This window comes from Corynebacterium lipophiloflavum DSM 44291, from assembly GCF_000159635.1.
GTDB lineage: Bacteria > Actinomycetota > Actinomycetes > Mycobacteriales > Mycobacteriaceae > Corynebacterium > Corynebacterium lipophiloflavum.
In genome coordinates this window covers 218750-238057 of sequence record NZ_GG667191.1, presented here as the reverse complement: position 1 = coordinate 238057, position 19308 = coordinate 218750, and the positions used below count along the sequence as shown (strand labels likewise).

Annotated in this window: 19 protein-coding genes and 1 tRNA gene; 2 read left to right on the top strand and 18 right to left on the bottom strand. The window is 63.6% G+C overall.

Annotated elements, in window-relative coordinates; all coding sequences use genetic code 11:
- Positions 1 to 74 precede the first annotated feature (74 nt).
- Positions 75 to 971, bottom strand: coding sequence for a tRNA glutamyl-Q(34) synthetase GluQRS (gene gluQRS / locus HMPREF0298_RS01170; protein WP_006839249.1), 897 nt, complete (start codon positions 969 to 971; stop codon positions 75 to 77).
- A gap of 18 nt (positions 972 to 989) precedes the next feature.
- Here gluQRS and HMPREF0298_RS01165 point away from each other — a divergent pair, with 18 nt between their 5' ends.
- A complete protein-coding gene (locus HMPREF0298_RS01165; RefSeq protein WP_050758234.1) occupies positions 990 to 1649 on the top strand; it encodes a queuosine precursor transporter in 660 nt (219 codons plus the stop codon).
- Here the strand turns inward: HMPREF0298_RS01165 and tgt are convergent.
- The 6 genes from tgt to HMPREF0298_RS01135 all read right to left on the bottom strand — a co-directional run bounded on the left by tgt (position 1594) and on the right by HMPREF0298_RS01135 (position 6692).
- On the bottom strand, positions 1594 to 2853 hold the full coding sequence (gene tgt, locus HMPREF0298_RS01160) for a tRNA guanosine(34) transglycosylase Tgt (RefSeq protein ID WP_006839247.1): 1260 nt from the start codon (positions 2851 to 2853) through the stop codon (positions 1594 to 1596). The two genes, HMPREF0298_RS01165 and tgt, sit on opposite strands and share 56 nt — an antisense overlap.
- Positions 2846 to 5230 carry an MMPL family transporter gene (locus tag HMPREF0298_RS01155; protein ID WP_006839246.1) on the bottom strand — a complete coding sequence of 795 codons (2385 nt, stop codon included), beginning with the start codon at positions 5228 to 5230 and terminating at the stop codon, positions 2846 to 2848. Before HMPREF0298_RS01155 ends, tgt begins: the two co-directional genes overlap by 8 nt.
- Positions 5231 to 5330: 100 nt before the next feature.
- A tRNA-Ser gene (locus HMPREF0298_RS01150) sits at positions 5331 to 5418 on the bottom strand.
- 38 nt (positions 5419 to 5456) lie between these two features.
- The gene (locus HMPREF0298_RS01145; RefSeq protein WP_006839245.1) at positions 5457 to 5666 is read right to left on the bottom strand and encodes a CsbD family protein; all 210 of its coding nucleotides are present in this window, start codon (positions 5664 to 5666) and stop codon (positions 5457 to 5459) included.
- A gap of 11 nt (positions 5667 to 5677) precedes the next feature.
- Entirely contained in the window at positions 5678 to 6187 is a 510-nt protein-coding gene (locus HMPREF0298_RS01140; RefSeq protein ID WP_144317550.1) for a nucleoside deaminase, read from the bottom strand.
- Positions 6188 to 6194: 7 nt separating this feature from the next.
- The gene (locus HMPREF0298_RS01135) at positions 6195 to 6692 is read right to left on the bottom strand and encodes a tRNA adenosine deaminase-associated protein (RefSeq protein ID WP_006839243.1); all 498 of its coding nucleotides are present in this window, start codon (positions 6690 to 6692) and stop codon (positions 6195 to 6197) included.
- A 49-nt stretch (positions 6693 to 6741) separates the two neighbouring features.
- Between HMPREF0298_RS01135 and HMPREF0298_RS01130 the strand changes: the two genes are divergently transcribed.
- Complete coding sequence (locus HMPREF0298_RS01130) at positions 6742 to 7773, top strand: prephenate dehydrogenase (protein ID WP_259790221.1); 1032 nt, start codon at positions 6742 to 6744, stop codon at positions 7771 to 7773.
- A 677-nt stretch (positions 7774 to 8450) separates the two neighbouring features.
- Here the strand turns inward: HMPREF0298_RS01130 and HMPREF0298_RS01120 are convergent.
- The 11 genes from HMPREF0298_RS01120 to HMPREF0298_RS01075 form a co-directional block, all read right to left on the bottom strand.
- Positions 8451 to 8915, bottom strand: a complete 465-nt coding sequence (locus HMPREF0298_RS01120) for a hypothetical protein (protein ID WP_006839240.1) — start codon at positions 8913 to 8915, stop codon at positions 8451 to 8453.
- Positions 8900 to 9520 carry a hypothetical protein gene (locus HMPREF0298_RS01115; protein WP_006839239.1) on the bottom strand — a complete coding sequence of 207 codons (621 nt, stop codon included), beginning with the start codon at positions 9518 to 9520 and terminating at the stop codon, positions 8900 to 8902. Before HMPREF0298_RS01115 ends, HMPREF0298_RS01120 begins: the two co-directional genes overlap by 16 nt.
- 18 nt (positions 9521 to 9538) lie before the next feature.
- Positions 9539 to 9883, bottom strand: coding sequence for a holin (locus HMPREF0298_RS11730; protein WP_006839238.1), 345 nt, complete (start codon positions 9881 to 9883; stop codon positions 9539 to 9541).
- A 3-nt stretch (positions 9884 to 9886) separates the two neighbouring features.
- A complete protein-coding gene (locus HMPREF0298_RS12545; protein ID WP_083789476.1) occupies positions 9887 to 11155 on the bottom strand; it encodes a M23 family metallopeptidase in 1269 nt (422 codons plus the stop codon).
- A gap of 406 nt (positions 11156 to 11561) precedes the next feature.
- Complete coding sequence (locus tag HMPREF0298_RS12095; protein WP_157464337.1) at positions 11562 to 11894, bottom strand: hypothetical protein; 333 nt, start codon at positions 11892 to 11894, stop codon at positions 11562 to 11564.
- Between the two features lie 3 nt (positions 11895 to 11897).
- On the bottom strand, positions 11898 to 13274 hold the full coding sequence (locus HMPREF0298_RS01100; RefSeq protein ID WP_006839236.1) for a hypothetical protein: 1377 nt from the start codon (positions 13272 to 13274) through the stop codon (positions 11898 to 11900).
- 3 nt (positions 13275 to 13277) lie between these two features.
- A complete protein-coding gene (locus HMPREF0298_RS01095; protein WP_006839235.1) occupies positions 13278 to 14030 on the bottom strand; it encodes a hypothetical protein in 753 nt (250 codons plus the stop codon).
- Between the two features lie 3 nt (positions 14031 to 14033).
- Positions 14034 to 14441: a phage gene 29 protein family protein gene (locus HMPREF0298_RS01090; protein WP_006839234.1), complete on the bottom strand. Its 408-nt coding sequence runs from the start codon at positions 14439 to 14441 to the stop codon at positions 14034 to 14036.
- Between the two features lie 17 nt (positions 14442 to 14458).
- Positions 14459 to 16069, bottom strand: coding sequence for a Gp37-like protein (locus tag HMPREF0298_RS11480; protein WP_006839233.1), 1611 nt, complete (start codon positions 16067 to 16069; stop codon positions 14459 to 14461).
- Positions 16070 to 16073: 4 nt separating this feature from the next.
- On the bottom strand, positions 16074 to 16880 hold the full coding sequence (locus HMPREF0298_RS01080) for a hypothetical protein (protein WP_040422129.1): 807 nt from the start codon (positions 16878 to 16880) through the stop codon (positions 16074 to 16076).
- Between the two features lie 25 nt (positions 16881 to 16905).
- Positions 16906 to 19308: lytic transglycosylase domain-containing protein (locus HMPREF0298_RS01075; protein WP_157464336.1), on the bottom strand; the 2403-nt coding region annotated here is incomplete at its 5' end.

Here is a 19308-nt window from a genome sequence, read left to right as displayed (position 1 = left end):
ATGGCTCTGGCAATGTGGGGGCTTACCCGCGACAGCGCAAATACATCGCCTACCGTGGCGGACTGCGCCTGGAGCTAATGCGCCCAGACCCAGGGGTTTCGGGATAGCGCAGGGGGGTCGAACACCTCGCGCAGCTGCGCGAGGCTTCGCGCGCTGCCGCACCCCAACGAGCCAGCGATTGCGCGAACGACTTCATCCGGAGATCCCATCTCCCGCAGCGTCACGGCCCCGTCGCGCTTGGCCAGCCGCGCACCGGCGGAGTTCACCACGAGCGGCACGTGGACATATTCTGCCTCGGGGTACCCCAGCAGGTGCGCCAGGTAGGCCTGGGCCGGAGCGGAGTCTAGAAGGTCGTCGCCGCGCACGACCTGGTCGACGCCCTGCGCGCCATCGTCGACAACGACCGCGAGGTTGTAAGCCCAGTCGCCCGCCTGCGCCTGGTTGACGTTGCCTCCACGTTTGAGCACGACGTCATCGACCACACCCTTTACCTCGCCGCGGTAGAAATCCCGCACCGTCCACTCGACCACCCCGGCGCGCAGGCGCAGGGCCGGCAGTCGTCCCTGCTTCGCCAGCTGTAAGCGTCGATAAGCGCGCTGCTCATCCGACAGGTCCCGGCAGGTCCCCGGGTACATCCCGGGCTGGGCGTGGGGCGCACCGGCCGCCTCACGGATGTCTCGGCGCGTGCAATAGCATTCGTACACAGGCAACTTGTTCAAAGCAGCCTCGTACAACTCCGAGCGCTGCGACTGGTAGATAACCGGCGGGTCGAAATCCAGGCCGATCGCCTGCAGATCCTCGATTTGGCGGCGGGCGGACTCCGGGGAAGACCGCTCCGAGTCAATATCCTCGACACGCAAATAAAAGGCGCGGCCGCTTTGCCGCGCGAACAACCACGCCAGCACCGCGGTGCGCAGGTTGCCGAAATGCAAATCCCCGCTCGGGGAGGGTGCATAGCGTCCGGCCGTCATGGCCTTAAGATATTACGCGTGAATCATCCCACTACCCGCTCCCCGTACCCCATTCTTGTCGCCGTGTTTTGCGCGGTGTTCATCATCTCGAACATCACCGCGCAAAAGGGCGTGCAGCTCGGGCCTCTGATCACCGATGGAGCCTTCTTCCTCTTTCCGATCTCCTACATCATCGGCGACGTCATCGCAGAAGTCTACGGCTTCAAGGCGGCGCGTCGCACCGTCTTCATCGGGTTTGGTGTCACCCTGCTAGCGGTGGCATCATTCAGCATCGCCATCGCCCTTCCTCCCGCGCCCTTCTACGAGGCGCAGGAGACCTTCGCCTCGATTTTGGGCACGCTGCCCCGGATCCTCATCGCCGGGCTGGCGGGCTACGTTGTCGGCCAGCTGCTCAACGCGTGGGTGCTGCAGAAGATGAAAGACCGCTACGGCCCGAGCCACCTGTGGGCGCGCCTGATCGGTTCCACCATCGTCGGTCAGTTCTTTGACACGCTGATTTTCTGCGCCATCGCCGCCGGCGTTATCGGCATTGAGACACCGGGGCAGTTTATCAACTACGTCGTCGTCGGCTTCGCGTGGAAGACGCTCATGGAGGCTGTGCTCGTGCCCGTCACTTACCAGGTCATTGCGTGGGTGAAGCGGCTGGAGCGTAATACCGTCCCAGAAACTCGGCCTTGAACTCCGGGTAGGTCCCGTCCTGGATGGCGGCGCGGATGTTATCCACGAGCCGGATCATGAACTCCAGGTTGTGCATCGTGCACAGCGTGCCGGCGAGGAACTCCTTCGCCTTGAGCAGGTGGTGGATGTACGCACGCGAGTAGTTCTCGGAGACGTAGCCGCCGAACTCCTCGTCAATGCCCGTGAAGTCGCGCTTGAAGCGCGCGCCGGTGAGGTTGAGCCGCCCGTCCAAGGTGTACACCCCGCCCCGCCTGCCCAGGCGGGTGGGGGCCACACAGTCGAAGGTGTCCGCGCCCGCCTCCACGGCGGCGAAAATGTCGTCCGGCTCCGAGATGCCGAGCAAGTGGCGCGGCTTGTCCGCCGGCAGCTCGTCGGTGACCCAGCCGACGATCGTGCCCAGGTGTTCCTTCTCCAGCGCGCCGCCGATGCCGAAGCCGCCAAAGCCGCGCTTGCCCTCGCCGCGGGCCTGCCGGTCCAGTTCCAGAAGGCCGCGCGTGGCCTGGCGGCGCAGGTCCTCGTACTGCGCGCCTTGAATCACGCCCCACAGGGACTGCTTCGGCTTGTCCGCGCGCACGCGGGTCAGCCGGTCGTGCTCGTCCAGGCAGCGCCGCGCCCAGCGGTGCGTGCGCTCGACGGACTGCTCCTGGTAGACGCGCGTATCCGCCAGGGTGGTCAGCTCGTCGAAGGCGAAGATGATGTCCGCGCCCAGCTGGTGCTGGATCTGCATGGACACTTCCGGTGTGAAGCGGTGCAGGGAGCCGTCGATGAAGCTCTTGAAGTCCACGCCGTCCTCGTCCACCTTGGCAAGGCGCTCCTTCTCACCCGCGCGGATGTCATTGCGGTTGTGGTGGAGGGTGTCCATCGCCAGTACCTTCTTGTACCCCACGCCCAGGCTCATCACCTGGAAGCCGCCCGAGTCGGTGTACGTCGGGCCGTGCCAGTTCTCGAACGCGGCCACTCCCCCGGCTTCGTCGACGATGTCGGGGCCGGGCTGCAGGTAGAGGTGGTAGGCGTTGGACAAGATCGCCTGGGCGCCGACCCGGCGAATCTGCTCCGGGGTCAGCGTCTTCACCGTCGCCTTGGTGGCCACCGGGATGAACGCAGGCGTGGCGATGTCGCCGTGGGGTGTATGGATCACACCAGTGCGGGCTGTGCCCACCTCAGTGCCCACCTCAGTGCCTACCTCAAAGCTCAAATCATCCACGCTCGAACTCCTTCTCCAGCTCCGTGCCCTCGACGTCGACCTCGGGCAGGATGCGGTCCAGCCACCGCGGCATCCACCAGGTTGCGCGGCCGAGGATGAACATGGTGGCGGGGACGAGCGTCATGCGGATGAAGAAGGCGTCGAAGAACACCGCCGCCGCCAGCGCGAACCCGAAAATCTGGATGAATGGCAGAGGTTGGTCCACGAAAGCAACGAACACGGCGATCATGATCACGGCCGCAGCGGTGACCACGCGTGCGCCCTGCGCAAAACCCTCCACCGTGGCGCTCTCGACCGCGCGCAGTTCCGCACCGGGGCCCTTGTCACGCTCCTTGAGGTAGCGCTCACGAATGCGGGTGACCAAGAACACCTGGTAGTCCATCGCCAGCCCGAAGGTGACGCCAATGAGGAAGATCGGCATGAACGAAATAATCGGGGCGGCAGTGTTGACCAAATCCAAGAATCCCATCTGGAATACCGCGATGGTCACACCGAACGCGGCGCCCACCGACAACAAGAACCCCAGGCCCGCGACCAGTGGAACCATGATGGAGCGGAAGACCAGGATGAGCAGGATAATGGCCAACCCCACCACGATGCCGAGGTAGAGCGGCATCGTGGTGGCCAACTCCTCCGTGATGTCCATCTGCACCGCGGTCAGCCCCGTCAACCCGATAGTCACCCCAGTAGCGTCTTCGACTCGGTTGTTGGTCTCGCGCAGGCCGTGGGCGACGTCAAGAGTGAACTCCTGCTCCGGACCGGCTGTCGGGGTCGCCGCGATCTGCGCCGCGGTGAGATCATCGTTCACCGCGACGAGCTGGGCGTGGCGGATGCCGTTGACGCTCTTCGCCTCGCTGACGGTGTACAAGAAGGACGCCAGCGCCGCCTTCTCCGCGTCCCCGCCCACCTCATCCGGCATCGAATCCATGAAGGGTTGAAGAATGGCGGCGTCCGGATTGACGTTGTGCGCATCCACAACGACAAGGAACTGCCCGTTGACTCCCGGCCCGAAACCCTCCGCGATCAATTCAGCCGACTTGCGCTGCGTGGTGTCGAGATTTGAAGTGGTATCAGAAGGCAGGGCCATCTGCAGGCTGAGCACCGGGATTGACAGCGCACCCAAGCCGAGGACGACGACTGCCATGACCAACGCCGGGAACCGCTGGACCAGTGACACCCAGCTGCGGCCCATGGAGCGCTCAGTCAAGTCCTTTGCCGGGCGCTTCCCCGGACCGGGGTTGCCCGCCACACCTGGGAGCTTGACGCCGAAGGACCGGTCCCCCCACGCGCCGAGAAGCGCCGGGATAAGGGTGAGGGCGATGAGAACGGAAATGGCGACGGTGACCGCAGCGGCCAAACCCATCCACGTGAGAAATTCAATCTGCGCCAGCGCCAGCGCGATCAGCGCAGTAAAGACGGTCAACCCGGCAAACACCACGGAAGATCCCGCGGTGCCGGTGGCCAAACCCGCGGCGTCTGCGGCCGGCAGGTGTTTTCGCTCCTGCCGGTAGCGCGACAGGATGAATAGCGCGTAATCGATCCCCACCGCCAGGCCGATCATGACGGCGAGCACCGGGGTGATTTCATTGAGTTCGGCAAATCGGGTGGCCACGAGGATGAGAAGCGCGCCAATGCCAACGCCGATCACGGCCGTAACCACGGGCATCGATGCCGCCACCAAAGATCCAAAAGTGAGCAGCAGGACGATGAACGCCACGCCCAATCCGATCAACTCGCTGGTCGTCTTGATCTCAATCGGTTCGCCGAAACCTGGCCCGCCGGCCTCCACCTGCAAGCCGGCGTCGCGGCCAATGTCCATGGCCGCGTTGACCACATCGCGTTCCTCCTGCGTCACCGTCATCGCGGATTCGGCACCGAAATTGAAGGTGGTGAACCCGATTCTTGCGTCGTCGGACAACGTGCGCACGTTGTAGGCGTCGGCCTTCGCGGCCTCGGCGGGCAACCCCATCTCGGTCATCTGCCCCACGATGGTGCGCGTCAGTTCCTCGTTGACCTCAACCGGGTTTCCGAACCGCTCCGTTGCGGTGATGCCCTCGAGGTTGTCGGCGATGTAGCCCACTGTGGCATCGATCGCCTCCATGTTCTCCGGCGAGTCCAGCCGCTCGCCCTCGGGTGCGGCGAAGACCAGGTTCACCGTTGGGGCGTTCGCGATATCACCAGTGCCGGGAAAGTTCGCGTCCAGCGTGTTCAGAGCCTCAATCGCCGGGGTACCGGAAATCGCGAACTCTGAAGTGAAGGGTTTCGACAGGGTGAACGCGGCCCCGGCGGTGCCGGCCAAGATGAGCAGCCAAGCGATGATGACCTGCCACTTGTGCAGGTACGACCAGCGCCCCACTTGAAAGAGAAACTTCGCCACTATCAGCGTCCTTACGCATTGAGATCTCGGTTTCGCCCATCATATAGGCATGACAACAAAGAGCCCCCGACCCGCAGGTCGGAGGCTTCTTTTAACGATGTGGCGGTAGCGGCGGGATTTGAACCCGCGGTGGTTTTACCCACACTCGCTTTCGAGGCGAGCACCTTCGGCCGCTCGGACACGCTACCGAGGAACAGATTAACGGGTGCGTGTCCGCGACACCAAATTACTTATTCTCGCGCGCATCCTGGATCTTGGCGGCGGCGTCGTTGAACTTGTCCTTGATCGCGTTGCCCGCCTCGGAAGCCTTCTCGCGGATGTCGCCGCCGAGCTGATCTGCCTTGCCCTCGTTCTCCAAGGACTTGTTATCGGTGACCTCGCCGAGGCCTTCCTTGATGTTTCCCTTGAGCTGGTCGCCCTTGCCTTCAAGTGCCATGGTTGACTCCTTTAAATTATTCGGTCGGTGAACTTTGTAGTGCCCAAACTACCACCGCCTGCCTCGGGCGGGGATAACAATTGCGTCTCGGGAGACCGCAAATCCGCAAAGAATTCGGTGAGAAGCGCCGCGCACTCCGCTTCCCGCACCCCGGCGCGCACCTCGACAATATGGAGGTGGCGCGGGTCGCGCAGGGCGTCGAAAAGCGAGCCCACCGCCCCGGTCTTCGGCTCGAACGCGCCGAAGACGAGGCTTCTGACCCGGGCGCCGAGAATCGCTCCCGCGCACATGGTGCACGGCTCGAGCGTGACCACCAGCTCGCAGCCGTCGAGACGCCAGGCGCCCAGTGTGCGGGCAGCGGCCCGCAGCGCCTCCACCTCGGCGTGGGCGGTGGGATCGCCGCTCGCTTCTCGACGGTTCACCCCATGCCCCACTTCACGGCCCAGCGCGTCGTAGATAACGGCGCCTACCGGGACATCACCGGGCGGAGTCGTGCGCGCGACCTCGAGTGCACGCGCCATGCGCCGATCAGCCAAGGGCATCATCAAGCTCGTCCGCGAATCCGAGGTGCGCCGCGATGCTCTCGATCACGGCGTGCGGGTCGTCGTCCGGGTCGACGAGAACGCTCAGAGACTCTTCGCCGAGGCCGAGGTCGGCCAAGATCGCGAAATCCCCATCCGCGTAACCGTCGACGTCGTCAAGCTCAGCGGGGTCGATGTCGGGGATCTCGATGCCCGCCTCCTCGGCGATCTCCGCCGCGAAGTCGTCGTCGACGGCCATCGTGGCGTCGGAAAGCAAAAGCCTGATGCGCGAGGGGCCCGGGCGCACGATGACGAAAAAGTCCTCCTCCACGTTGAGCAACGCGAACGCGGCGCCCTCTGCGCGCAGGGCACGCACCGCGCCGACGGAGGTGGCCAGGCGACGGAAGGAATCGTCGAATTCTCGGACCAGCCAACCTCCGTTGTGCTGCGCGATGGTGACCGCGTACCCCTCCGCGAAACCGTCCTTACTTCTGCCTTGGCTCATGGGTAGTCAGCGTAGTCGGAGGGGGGCGAATTGTGTAAGACTTGTCAGCGTGACCATCCCACATAACCAGCTGCCACCCGTCTGCATCCTTGGCCTCGGACTTATCGGGGGCTCCCTCATGCGCGACCTCGCCGGTCACGGCGAGCAGGTCTTCGGATACACGCGTTCACGCTCGGCGACACGCGCCGCGCAAAAGGACGGCTTCGACGTCTCCTCCGATCTGGCGCAGACCCTGACGCGGGCTGCAGAAAGCGATGCCCTGCTCGTCGTCGCCGTCCCGATGGACGCCGTGTCCGGCGTGTTCGACGCCATTGCCGAACACGCCGGACACTGCGGAATCACTGACGTTGTCAGCGTGAAGAAGCCCGTTTACGACCTCGTGCGCGCTCACGGGTTCCAGGCGCGCTACGTCGGAGGCCATCCGATGGCGGGCACCGAGAACTCCGGGTGGGGCGCCTCCCACGAGGGACTGTTCCACCGCGCCGCGTGGGCCGTCACCTACGACTTCGCCTACGAGCTCGACGCTGCCGGCGAGGCTGTGCCCGAGTCGTGGTCGAGGCTGTTCACAAACGTGTGCGCCCTCGCGGCGCTGACCGGTGCGGAGGCGGTGCCGGTCTCTGTCGCGCGGCACGACGAGGCCGTCGCGCGTGTCTCGCACCTGCCCCACGTGATTGCGGAGGCACTGGCCATAGTCGGGGACCACGGCGGAACGCTCGCCCAGTCACTCGCCGCCGGCTCCTTCAAGGGAGCCACACGTGTTGCCGGAACCGATCCGTCGCTGGTGCGCAACATGTGCGAAACCAACGCGGATGCGCTCGTTCCGGTTCTTGACGAGTACATCGCCTTGCTCTCCTCGGCCCGCGACGGGCTCTCCGGAGAAAACCCCTCCATGCAGGAACTCGCCGAGGCCGGCAACCGTTCCTACGTGCGCATCGGGGCGCGTTCGGGCGCCCGACGCGAGTCCGTCTCGCCGGTGAAGATCTCCTCGCGGCCCGTCATGCGCGTCCACCCCGGAGGACCGGGCTGGGTGGCCCAGCTCAAGCAGATTGAGGCGTTGGGCGGGCGCGTCGAGGTGTTTTAAAAAAACCAAAGACCCCCGGGGGGGTTCCCGAGGGTCTGACAGTGGTGCGCCCGGAGGGATTCGAACCCCCAACCTTCTGATCCGTAGTCAGGTTGGTTAGTTCCTCTGCCAGGCGTGACGGTGTTCGCGTTCGCTTGATGTTCGCAACTTCGCCAGCGGCATTGTCAGTACTCCTTAACCCGCGCTCTAACCTGCGCAATTGCCCGATTTGCTCGGTGGGTGACCGGTTGCCACTGTTGGACAACGCATCGGGCCACGTACTTCTACTCCCATCCCCTAACTCGATGTTAAGGAGCATCCGAAGTTGACCTACAACAACACTAAAATCAAGATTTTTCCCGGAGGCTGGGTCGCCGACCTTGGCCCTCAGTCGAATCCAACTCACCGAGTGATCGTACGGGCCAGTGGATTCGCCCAAACCGAGGCGCGACTGCTTCAGTATCCACGCTTGGGCGAAATCGTGGGTAAGAACGAGTTTTCGGTAGGTACCCCGTCCTGGATCGTGTTCGCATGGGCCGAGGGTTGTATCTCCCAATAAGAAAAACCCCCACCGAGCCACTCGTGAACTGCTCCCCACTAGTCGGTAACTGATTTCTCAGTCCAACTAATGGGGAGCAGTTCATTCAAGGGTAGGGGGCATTTGCGTCGCAGATGCGACGCAAATGCTTCGTGGTGTTCTACTCCCGCTGTGGCGGGTCCCCAGGGCGGCGTTTCTTGTCGATCACCCACTGCGTGAAGCGGGGCGGGGCCGGCGGCGGCGGCAGCTCGTGGCCGTTCTCGATAGCCCATTCCTGGATGTTCCGGGAGTGACGGGCCTGCAGCAAGATGTACTCGTCGCGGAGTGCGACCTCTTCCTCCGCGGCCCGGAGTCGGTCCTCCATGCGCTGCATACGGTCCCGGATGGGTGCGAGCTCCTCCTCAACGCGGCGCTTCACCGCGGCGTCGATGGCCTTGTCCAGGTCCTCGGCGCGCTCGACTTCTCGCAGCTGGCGGGTTTGCCACCAACGCGACGCCGAGCCGAGGGCACCGGGGATGCGGCCGGCCGCTTTGGAGAATGTGAGCAGCATGGGGGCCACAATGATGATGATGGTGATCCACACTGGTGCGCCGACGGCGACGAGTTGATCTACGGCTGTGTCCACATGCGGCCCCCTCCCCGTGCCCTCCGGATGTCGTCTTGTGCTGCGAGCTGCGCGGTGCTCACCGCGATGATCGCATGCAGCCCGGCGAGGCCGAGCAGGACGGTGGCGTTGCGCAGCCCATCGAGGCTGATGGTCACCGCCCCGATGAGCAGTGCGGCGCACACTCCCACGATGACGGTGCTCATGAGCTCGTGCGGGTGATACCTTGCTCCGATGATGACGATGATGGTCGCGCATGCGGGGATGATGAGCAGCCAGGTGGGTTGCCCACCTGATTGCTCGGAGCGCTCGAGCACGTCAAAGACGATGCCGACTCCCACAGCGGCGTAGAGCCCGGCCAGGGCGGTGTGTCCTGCGACGATCCCCGCGGACCAGCGCCACGCCATCGCGCAGAATGCGACCGCGGCGGCTGTGGTGAAAAGCAGCCCCCAGAGCCACATCGGTGCCGCGGTTTCCACTGCACCCAATCGGCGGGCAGCGTCCTCGGATTCGCCGGTGCCGTAGTCGAGGCCGCGGATGACGGCGATGGCGAGCAGCACCACCTGGGCTGCGAGGGCATTCCCGGGGATCAGTGCCCCGGGTGTCCAGCGCGCATACTCCCCCATGAGATCACTCCCCCCTTTTTACTGTTCGACGCGGTGCGAACCGCTGTCGGTGGGCAGCGGGTCGTTAGGGTTAGCGGTGGGTACACCAGCGAGTTCCGCCGCCTGCGCGCCCTGCACAGCACCGTCCGTGGCCGTGGTGCCACCGTTGACGAGGGAAGGGGTTCCGACCTTGCCAGCCCCGATGGAGGCGACGGAGGTGAGGACAGACATCACCGTGGCGGTGGCGGCGACGCCGAGGACTTCCTGCCAGCCGACCTGCCAAATGGGGACAGCGGCGTTCACGCCGATGATGGCGACGAGGGTCTGGGCGAAGGTTTTGACGGCGCGCTCCAAGGTGGAGGCCCAAAAAGAGGTGGTGAACATTACTTATCGTCCTTTCTTGATAGTTTCGAGTTCCGTTTCGATGTGGTCGAGGCGGGTGAGGGTGAGGGCCAGCATTTCCGGCAGCGTGGCGAAGTCACCCGGCTTCGAGCTGGCGTTTTCGACCAGTTTGGAGATTGACCAGCCCCCGTACTGCCCCGCGTCGCGGCCACCCGTGATTTGCTGGCGGATGTCCTTGACGTCGGAGATGATGGGGCCGATGAACCCCTTGATGAAGTCAGTGAAAAACTGGGGGGTGAGCATAGGCTCTTCCTTTCGTTGAGGGTTGAGATGTTCGCGGACGTAGCCGAGGTAGATGTCCCACGGGAACCCGATTCCGGGGTCTACGTGGTCGGTCTCGCCCCACGCCTGGGCAGTGTCGATGTGTCCGAAGAAACCCTTCTTCCCCGCACGCAGGTCAGCGGCGGAGAGTTTGACAACCGGAATGTTGTACTTCCTCACCCACTGTGCGTCGCGCTTCGCAGCCTCGCGCAGCATGTTGTCGTAGCGCAGCCAGTCAGCGCGGGTCTCTGTGCCTCGCATGACGAAGCTGCGGTGGAGGTGGAGCCGGTTGGACGTGGGACCAGCAGCCCACACGCGCCAGTCGTCCGTATTTTCGATCAGGTGCTTCACCGATGTGTCGGTCAGCTCATGATAGGAGCCGCTTTGGCTCCGGATTTGGTAGTTAGCGACGTTCTCCGCTGGGGTACCTGGCGTGTTGACGGTGACATGGATGCAGATTCCGGTGATGTTCCCGATTCCTCGGGAATTGCCGAATGTGAATCTTCGGCTCCAGTCCAGCACGTTTGCCATTCGTTTCTCCTTATCTGTGGCCGGGGGTGGTGATTCTCCCGGCCACTTCGCCCCCGCGAGGATTGTCATTGGGTCGAGGCGGTCAGGCCCGGGTGGAACCCACGAAAAGCGGTGCCACTCCAAATGCAAGTGGGGCGCTACCCCACCGTTCGTGCGACTATCCGGATTGATCCGGCCAATACGCTGGCCCTCAGCAACCTTTTGCCCTGCACGAACCTCGGGAATGATGTGTCCGTAGACCGTTTCCCCACCACCGTTTTCCGCAGGGTGGTCGATAGTTACCCACTGGCCGAAACCAGACGCAGGGCCGGATCGTGTGACAGTGCCACTCTTCACCGCGTAGACAGCGCGGTTACCGGAACCACCATCAACACCGAAATCAGTGCCCCAGTGTGTAGTGCCCCATCTGGCGCCAAAGCCGGACGTGACATAAAAGCCACGTTCCACCGGCATAGTGACCATGTGCCCTCCTTTCGTGTGGCATGAATAAACCCCCTGGCCGAAAGGCAGGGGGTGTGTGGTGGGTTTTAGAATGTGTTGGTTTCTGCGCAGAAAACAAACGCCCGACTTTTCTCGGCAGATGACAGTGTGCCTGCGGTGTAGCTGAATGTTACGGGTCCGGGAAACACCCCGAATCCCTCAAAATCCCCTGGCCTTGTAGGGTCATTGCCCGACGCTAATACGGTTCCCGAAACCTCGACTTTAGCGCCGGAATCACCCCAAGTTCTCGCGTAGACGACGTATGTTTTACCGGACTGTCCTACGGTTTTTGTTTGCGAGCCTCTGCCTGCAAAGGTTGTGGCGAAAGTCTCCCCCCCCCCCGCCGCGAGGGTTCCGATGATTGTTGATGTGATTGCCATGATGCTCCTTAGGGTTTGATTGATACGGCGGTATACTTGGTAAGGGTGGACTTTTGACACGCCACATTCACCGTCCCTGTTGACGTGACAACGACAACCCCGGAAAATTCAGCTCGCGACAGTAAATCGTCCGACGAAGATTCCACATCCACATAGGCAATTTGAAGTCCCCCAATGGAGATACTCATACTGGTTGGCTTGTATCCAGCCAACTTCGCCGATACGGCGAGTAGCCACTTCCCGGCGGGTAGAGGAATGCTCGCGGATGTGCCGGACAGGGTGCCCTCGCGCAGTTCCCCACCTTTACCGATCGTGTTAACAATTGTGCTTGTGATAGCCACTTTTTAAACCCCCGTAATCTTGTGGATATTGCCGGTCGTCACGTCCAGGTAGAACCGGCCAACCGCAGCTCCGGGGAGTGACTCGGGTGGCGCGCCCTCCCCGCACAGCAGCCACGGAATCGCATCCACATAACCTTTAGTTGCCGCTTCCGCGGGATCGGTCGGCGAAGCGACGTTGATAGTGCCAGTTGCGGTGCGGCGTACGACCGAACCGTTTGTGAGCGTCGAGCTGACATCCGATGTGTTGACCTTCGAGTCCAGGGATGTCTTGATACCGCTGATTTCCCGCACTTTCAGTTCGTGGGAGTCCAGCACCTGCTGGACTGTGCTACCACTCGCGTCCCACACGTCACGCGCATTGTGCTCATGGAATGCTGGTGCTGCACCCACGTCCTGGGCGGTGTGTATGTGGTCCAGCGGAGCTTTCCCGGCGATAGCTGCGGTGAGTGCGGCTTCCGCCGACGCGCCGCGCTCCAGTTCCGTTGCGATCTCCAGCAGCGTGTCGTAGGCTTCCGGCGCACCCGCCAAAATCTCATTGACCTTATCCGATACCGCCTTGACCGAGGACTCCTCAGCGGCCTGGCCGGCCCGATCAGCCTCCTTCTTGGCGCGGTCCGCCTCAACCGTGGCTGCTGCGGCGGAGGCCGCGGCGGCCGCCGCAGAATCGCTAGCAGCGACCTCCGCCGCCTGGGCGCCCGCTTGCGAGCCAGCGGCGGTCATCGCCGAGTCAGCCGCATTACTCTCCGACGCGGCAGCATTCCCCGCCGCTGTGACCGTCTCACCGCGCGCAGTCAGCGTCTCGTCTCGAGCGGCAATCACCGTCTGCCGGTACTCCGCAATAATTTGCTCGGCCTGGGTTGCCGTCGAGGCTGACGATGCAGCGACGCTACCCGACTCGTTTGCGGACGATGCTGCCGACGTCGCAGTCTCAGCTGACTCACGCGCCGCCTGGGCCGACGCGGCCGCGTCCGACACGGCCTTGGTAACGCCATTGAGGGAACCAAATGTGTCCGCGATGTCCTCCGCGCGCTCGGTGGCATCCTCCGCACGCTCCGTCAGCCTCGCCACAGTCGACACTACGGCAGGTGCATAGTCGAACTCGTTGAGCAGGAGGTCGCGGAGGGATACTGGCCCAGCCTCCGGCACGGTCACTTGTCTGGCCTGCGTATCGGAGAAACCGTCGCACTGCAGTTGAACCATGAGGGCGCCTGGGTCCACGTTCTTCGTGACCGGGCCGGAGCTGACGTTAATTTCCACCGCGCGAGTCGATTTCACACGGCCGTCCACCGTCGTCGCTGCGAACGGCGGCCAGATCCGCACGGCGTCCCCGGGATGTACCTCCCCGACGAGATCGACCACGTCAAAGATCACTTCAGTCATTTTTTAAGCACCTTCTTCCGCATCATCCGCAAGGCCAGACGGCTCGGACCCGTCGTTTCCCGCTGTACTGGAGTTCACCTGCTGTGCCGTCAGGCGCGAGTACGCCGGGCCGTACCCGATGACCGACCCGCGGTAGTTCTGCGAGTAAACCCACACCTCGATCGTGTAATACGGGTCTGGCACCATAACCGAGGAGACGATCGTCGAGTGTCCGGAGGAGCGTCCGACAATCTTTCCGATCTGGCGTGAGTGCACCGACCCGGACGGGGTGAGGACTCGTACCTCCCACGTGATCCACCGCTCGAGTAGGCCTGACGCTGTGGTGGAGACGATTTGCGACCGAATGTCCCAGAGCCCTGCCGACAGTAGTTTCAGGCCGCCGCCGGGCAGCACTTCCACACCGCGGATGGCACCGATGCCGGCTGTGAAGTTCACCTTGAACCACGTGTTCGCAGGCCTGTTCGGCGATGATGGGTTGTAGCACGACCCGTAATTCAGCAGCTTATCGATCAGGTCCTGGCGGTCCCTGAGTGCGATCTGCCCATCCCGGAACTCCTGCGCTGCCACGCCGATCTTGGCGAACGGGTCGCCCTGCTTGAACGCGCCTCCGATCGCCGCTGCAATACCATCAACCGTGTCCGTGAACCCGCGCCCGATTGAGTTTCCGAGATCACCGCCGCCAGATCGCAACGTGTCCAGCCATGAAACCGGCCCTGACGGGTTCGCCGGGGTCGTGCCGTCAACAACAACTCCCATGTCCTACCCCTCCCCCGCTTTGGCGTCCGGCTGACTGCGGGAAGCGGCGAGGTCCGCGTCTTCGGCCGCGCTCACAGCGGCCTGCACCTCTGCAAGATATGCGGCACGCTCGGCGGCATCCATCGCGGTGACATCTACAACGGGCGCGGTTGCTTGCACCGGGGCGCGGTCCTCGTCGGCCTTGATCCAACGTCCCGGCTCCCACGGCGCACCACTGCCACCCAGCGCGTCGTACTTCACCAAGGGGTCATGTGCGGTTCCCGGCGCGGTGCAGCCGAGGTTGTCGAAGACGTGTTGCGCGAGGGCTTCGGCGGCGTCGAGGTCCATGGCGGGTGAGGTGGGGACGTTGAAAAATACCCATGCGAGCCGGTGTCGGTCTGGGTCGGTGTTGTAGGGGTAGGTGTCGGTCATGGGGGCCTCCTATTGGGTTACATCACGACGGTGGCGAGTCGGTTTGCTTTGTTGCTGATCGCTTTGATGGAGCGTGCGTAGGCCTTGGTCCAGGACTCGATGGCGCGGGGGTCGCCGAGTGATACGGTTTCGCGCCAACCGGTTGCCTGAGTCCAGGTGAGGGTTACGGCTGAGACGTAGGTGGAGAACACGACGCCGCGGTGGACGACGCCTTGTTGGTCGCCGACGCGGTAGTCGCGGCCCCACCGGTAGGGGGAGACTTCGCCGACTTCGAAGCCGACGTTGATCATGCCGGCGCCTTGCTGCAACATCGAGAATCCTTGTTGCAGGGCAGAGAGTGTCCATCCGTCGCCGGCGCCGACCTGCTCGCGGTAGGCGAAGCGGCCATGTGCGGCACGTCGTACGGCGTGTTCGAACTGGGCCCAGGCGAAAAGCTTGTCCTTCATGGACTCACCGATGACTTCTCCGAGGAATAAACCTGCAGCGACGATGAGGGGCGCGAACGGCGGGAAGATGGCGGCGAGGCCAGCTGCCAGGCCTTGGAAGATTGCTTTCGATCCTGCGCCGAGTAGCTTGTTGATGACTTCGGGGGAGCGGCCTCCGACGATGACGCGGGAGTCCTCGGACTTGACGACGGTGAAGTCCGAGATGATTCCGGCCATGTGCTCGGGTCGCCACACGACCCACGGCAGGCGGCCGGCTGCGGTTGCGGGTGTTGTGCCGAGTCCGATGGCGGGTGCGTTGTTTTCTTGGGAGAACGAGCGGACCAGGCCCCGGAAAAAGTCCAGGGCAGTGCCAGTGGTCGAGGTATCGAACTGGCGGGTTTTGACGTCGACGATGAGGGTGGGGCGGCGCAGCGTGGTATGGGTGGAGAATGGTTGGTCGTCTCCCTCTAGCCACAGGTCGACGGTGAGCATGAGCCCGGCCGCCGCGAGCGTTTCGGCGAAGAGCTCCGACGCCATGTCGAAGCGTGCGTCGAGAACGGCGTGCTGTGTGGATGTGGACGCGTGCGTCGGGTTGACGATCGCGGCCCACAGGTCGGGGTTTAGATTGGACCAGTTCGACGCGGCCCACAGGTCCCAGCCCGTGATCGCGCGGGGCTGGAAGTCTTTCATCAAGTTCACCATCAGGTATTCCTTGATGACACGAAGCGAATCGCCGGCACGGAAGTCGTGGTACCGCAGCTGAGCCCACAGCGGGTTGTTCGGGTCTGCACGGCACGCGATCTTCTCGACGTAGCGGTACAAAGATTTCGCTTCCACGGTGACCACGCCCGGGGTCTGGGTCTCGGCCCTATCGGTGATCCGCGCGACGCGGAACACGAGGCGCTCGACTGCCCCTCGCGGTCCCTCGGCCATGATCCACTGTGCATCGTCGACAAGTGCGTTCCACGTCATGCCCGGCGCGGCCGGGTCGAGGTTCGCGAGGGGGAGGAGGAGCGCGACGGCGGGGTGGTCGCCGCGCATTTCGATCTTGCAGACAGTTGTGGCGTTGACTTCTTCGGAGAGGGTGACGGATTGCATGCCGGCCAGGCTGCAGAGCGGCTCCATGTCTTTGTCGAGGAGCCAGAATCCCCACCCGTCTCCGTGGTTGTGGGTGGCGTCGCGGGTGGTTTTCCAATTGGTCATGGTGTCACCTCCAGACGTTGGTCGTGTACTCAGTGAGGATCAGGTCGACGCCGATTGGCAGTGTCCAAGTCGTGGCCGCGCGCGGGCGGATCAATCCGGGCACAGCGAGACCGCGCATTGCGGCCCACGTCGTCACGTCCACCTTGCCGGTGTCGTCCGTGACGACGTAACCGGTTCCGGGGTCCGTCGACAAGTGGCGCCACCCCGGCGCGGTGGGGAGGGTGACGTTCTGCCTGGTGGGGAGGGTGACGGTGCGGCCGGGTTTGCCGTCCCACCGGATGGTGGGGTGGGTGTTGAGACTGCCGCGGTTGGGGACCTTAACGGTTTGTGTGGTTGACGGGTCGCCCCATGTCGTTTCGCGGGCGAGTGCTCCGTCGAGGATGGTCAACGGAAGTTCGATTGTGATGTCTCGGAGACCGATGGTGTGGGGTGATGGAGTTGGTGGGTCCACTTCCGTGGTGAGGAGGACACGGTTGCTGCCCCATTGAACTCCGCGCCCGTCGACGACATCGAGGGCGCATTCTTCGGTGGTGGACACTGCGGACAGGATGCCGTCGTAGACCTCGCCGAGGGTTTGCGCCTGTTGCTTGTCGGCGAAGATGCGCAGCTTAAGTGCGCCCTCCATCTCCGGGAGCACGTATCCTCCGACGTCCGCACCGCGACCCGTGGAGCGAGCGAGGGCGGACCGGGTCACTTTCGATGTCAGCCCCGACACAGCCTCGAGCATGACCCCTCGTGCAACCGGTCCAGTGGTGGCGATGTGCCACTCCACACCATCGACCCCGGTTATTTTCACCTGGATAAGCGACACGTTGCCACCACCTTTCTATTGTTGGTCACACCATCAGTGAGACGCCGGCGGTCACGTCGGCGACCTGGTTCTCCTCTACTTTCTTCACCCGCACTTCGACGTCATCCACACGGCCATTGAGCTTTTCGAGCTCTTCGGCCGGGTAGACCTTGCCACCCTCGAGCACGATGACGTTCTTCGCACCCGGCGCGGTAGTACCGGAGGCGGGAGTGTTGTCGACCTGCGGGGCCGTGGTGGCCACGCTCGGCGGCGGGGAGGACACCAACGGAGTTGCCGGCTCCGCGTCCGCGAGTGTCGGGGCTGCTGCCAATTTCGTGCCAGTGCGTCGGCCTTCATCGTCCAACAGCGCCACTGGCTGCAGCGCGCTGGCAGAGAGAGTACCGAACCTGAATTGGGAGCCAGTACCAGCAACAGCGTCATTTGCGAGCGGCACCGCCGCGTTTACCAGGTCGACGAACGAGCCACGCAACGGCTTCCCGATCAGGCCTCCGAGGCCCACGAGCCCAAGAGCGTCGTCGGCCAAAGCGACCCCGGCCTGCTGGCCGAAGTGTTGCGCCCACTCTGCCGGGGTTGCCATGCGGTCGTGTTCCTCGGTGGCTGACGCCCACTCGCGGAATCCGCGATCGGCGCGACCGATGGCGGCGACAACGTCGACCGTCGCCTTCGCCATTTCCTCACCGATGTAGGACGCGAGCTCACCGTAGCCCCAGTCACCGCCAATGAACGCCGAGCGCAGTTCTCTGGCCACGACAGCAGCGGATTCCCCGTGAGGGGTTCCTCCCATCCAGTCGATAAACGCCTGCGTCATGTCCGGATTAAGCACCATCTCCGGTTCGAGCGCTGTCTTGTGCAGGATTCCCTTCCCCGCCGGTGCTAGTCCGCCTTTGTGGTAGCCGCCCGCACGGTTGTACGCGGCCGGGAGAGAACCGTATTGACGGACCGCGTAGTTCATCGAGGCGCGGATGTTGGACTCCGGATCCCAGATGTCGTTGTATCCCGGGTCCTTGTTCGCCGCGAACGTCGGGTCGATCACCTGCATCAAACCCTTGGAAGGCACACCGTTCTTCGCGTTGATGTCCCAATTGTTGATCGCGCGCGGGTTTCCGCCCGATTCCTGGTTCATGCGGCGAAGCACGGTGTCCGTCAGAGACGTCGGGAATCCCTTCGCCTGGAGGATGGATTCCACCAGGCCGCGCCACTGTTCGACCCCACTGCCGACCGGGCCTTGGTAAGCGCCCGACGCGTCAGCCTTACCGCGGATGAAGTTCGATACCGCCCCTGTCATCTTGTCGAATGCCGCGCGCGGCAGCTTGCCGACGACACCGGGGAGCTCGGGGATTGCTTTCCCGATCGGCCCGAAGATCCCGTCGAGCGCGTCTGCCACCTTGTCGCGTAGCCAGTTGACTACGCCGCCACCACCGCCACCGCCAGATGGCACTGGTGTGATCGGGTCGCCTGGCTCGGGCAATGGGCCAGCAGCGGCGATGTGCACGTGGTTGCGGTGCGCGTTCATGGTGCCCGCACCGTACAGGCCGAAGCCGTCGCCCACATTTTGGCCATTCTTGACGTTGTTCCCGAACGGGGAGTGGATTAGTTCGAGAAGCGCAGGCCCATAGTTCTTGAAGAAGAACTCTGCGGCGGAGCGCATCTGCGGTGTCGAATCCGTGCCGTTCGAGAAGTCAACCGCTTTGCCCTTGCCGTGCCAACCCGGGTCACCCGGCCGCAGAGTCGAAGTGATGGACATTCCCGGATAGAAGCGGTTGACCAACCCCGTAATAGAACCGATCACACCACCGCCGGCGAAGCCGCCAAGGTAGCGCATGACACCCTTCGTGCCGCCCATCTTCGCGGCGGCGTTCATCCCGTCGATCTTGTCCGGGCCGAGCGCGTCGGTGACCTCCGGCACGAGGACAGATTCACCACCGCGCAGTGAGATCCCGAACTTCCCATCTTGAGACATCATGTGCACGTTGTCGTGCTTGGTGCGCGCGCCCGGGACACGCGAGGTGCCCTCGGCGAAGCTGCCCAACCACTCGGGCTCGTACTTGTCGATCTTCTCCAGGCCTACCCAGCCCGCGACTTTGTTCCACGCCTCCACAATGCCCTCGTTGAACACGGTCTGAATGACAAACTTAACGGGCACCGCCGTCTTGGCCTTGACCCCTTCCCACGCCTCGCCGATTGCGTCAGGCGCGACGCGGAACGCATCTTTGACGACGTCGAGGCCGCGCTGCAGGCCGCCAAAAACCGTGTCGACAATGAAAGCGCGGCCCGCGTCGAGGACGCGGGACATGTCATTCCACCTGTCTCCGATCCACTGAAAGACCGGTTGCAGGACATTGGTGTACATCCAGTTCGCGGCATTCTGCAGCGCCGTCCACGCAACCAGAATGCCATTCTCCCAGTACCACTGGACACCCGTGGCCAA

Bases quoted from the DNA above. Each gene is read 5' to 3' on its own strand.
- gluQRS (WP_006839249.1), bottom strand. From the start codon at position 971: ATGACGGCCGGACGCTATGCACCCTCCCCGAGCGGGGATTTGCATTTC.
- HMPREF0298_RS01145 (WP_006839245.1), bottom strand. From the start codon at position 5,666: ATGGCACTTGAAGGCAAGGGCGACCAGCTCAAGGGAAACATCAAGGAA.
- HMPREF0298_RS01140 (WP_144317550.1), bottom strand. From the start codon at position 6,187: ATGGCGCGTGCACTCGAGGTCGCGCGCACGACTCCGCCCGGTGATGTC.
- HMPREF0298_RS01135 (WP_006839243.1), bottom strand. From the start codon at position 6,692: ATGAGCCAAGGCAGAAGTAAGGACGGTTTCGCGGAGGGGTACGCGGTC.
- HMPREF0298_RS01115 (WP_006839239.1), bottom strand. From the start codon at position 9,520: ATGGGGGAGTATGCGCGCTGGACACCCGGGGCACTGATCCCCGGGAAT.
- HMPREF0298_RS11730 (WP_006839238.1), bottom strand. From the start codon at position 9,883: ATGTTCACCACCTCTTTTTGGGCCTCCACCTTGGAGCGCGCCGTCAAA.
- HMPREF0298_RS12545 (WP_083789476.1), bottom strand. From the start codon at position 11,155: ATGGTCACTATGCCGGTGGAACGTGGCTTTTATGTCACGTCCGGCTTT.
- HMPREF0298_RS01100 (WP_006839236.1), bottom strand. From the start codon at position 13,274: ATGACTGAAGTGATCTTTGACGTGGTCGATCTCGTCGGGGAGGTACAT.
- HMPREF0298_RS01095 (WP_006839235.1), bottom strand. From the start codon at position 14,030: ATGGGAGTTGTTGTTGACGGCACGACCCCGGCGAACCCGTCAGGGCCG.
- HMPREF0298_RS01090 (WP_006839234.1), bottom strand. From the start codon at position 14,441: ATGACCGACACCTACCCCTACAACACCGACCCAGACCGACACCGGCTC.
- HMPREF0298_RS11480 (WP_006839233.1), bottom strand. From the start codon at position 16,069: ATGACCAATTGGAAAACCACCCGCGACGCCACCCACAACCACGGAGAC.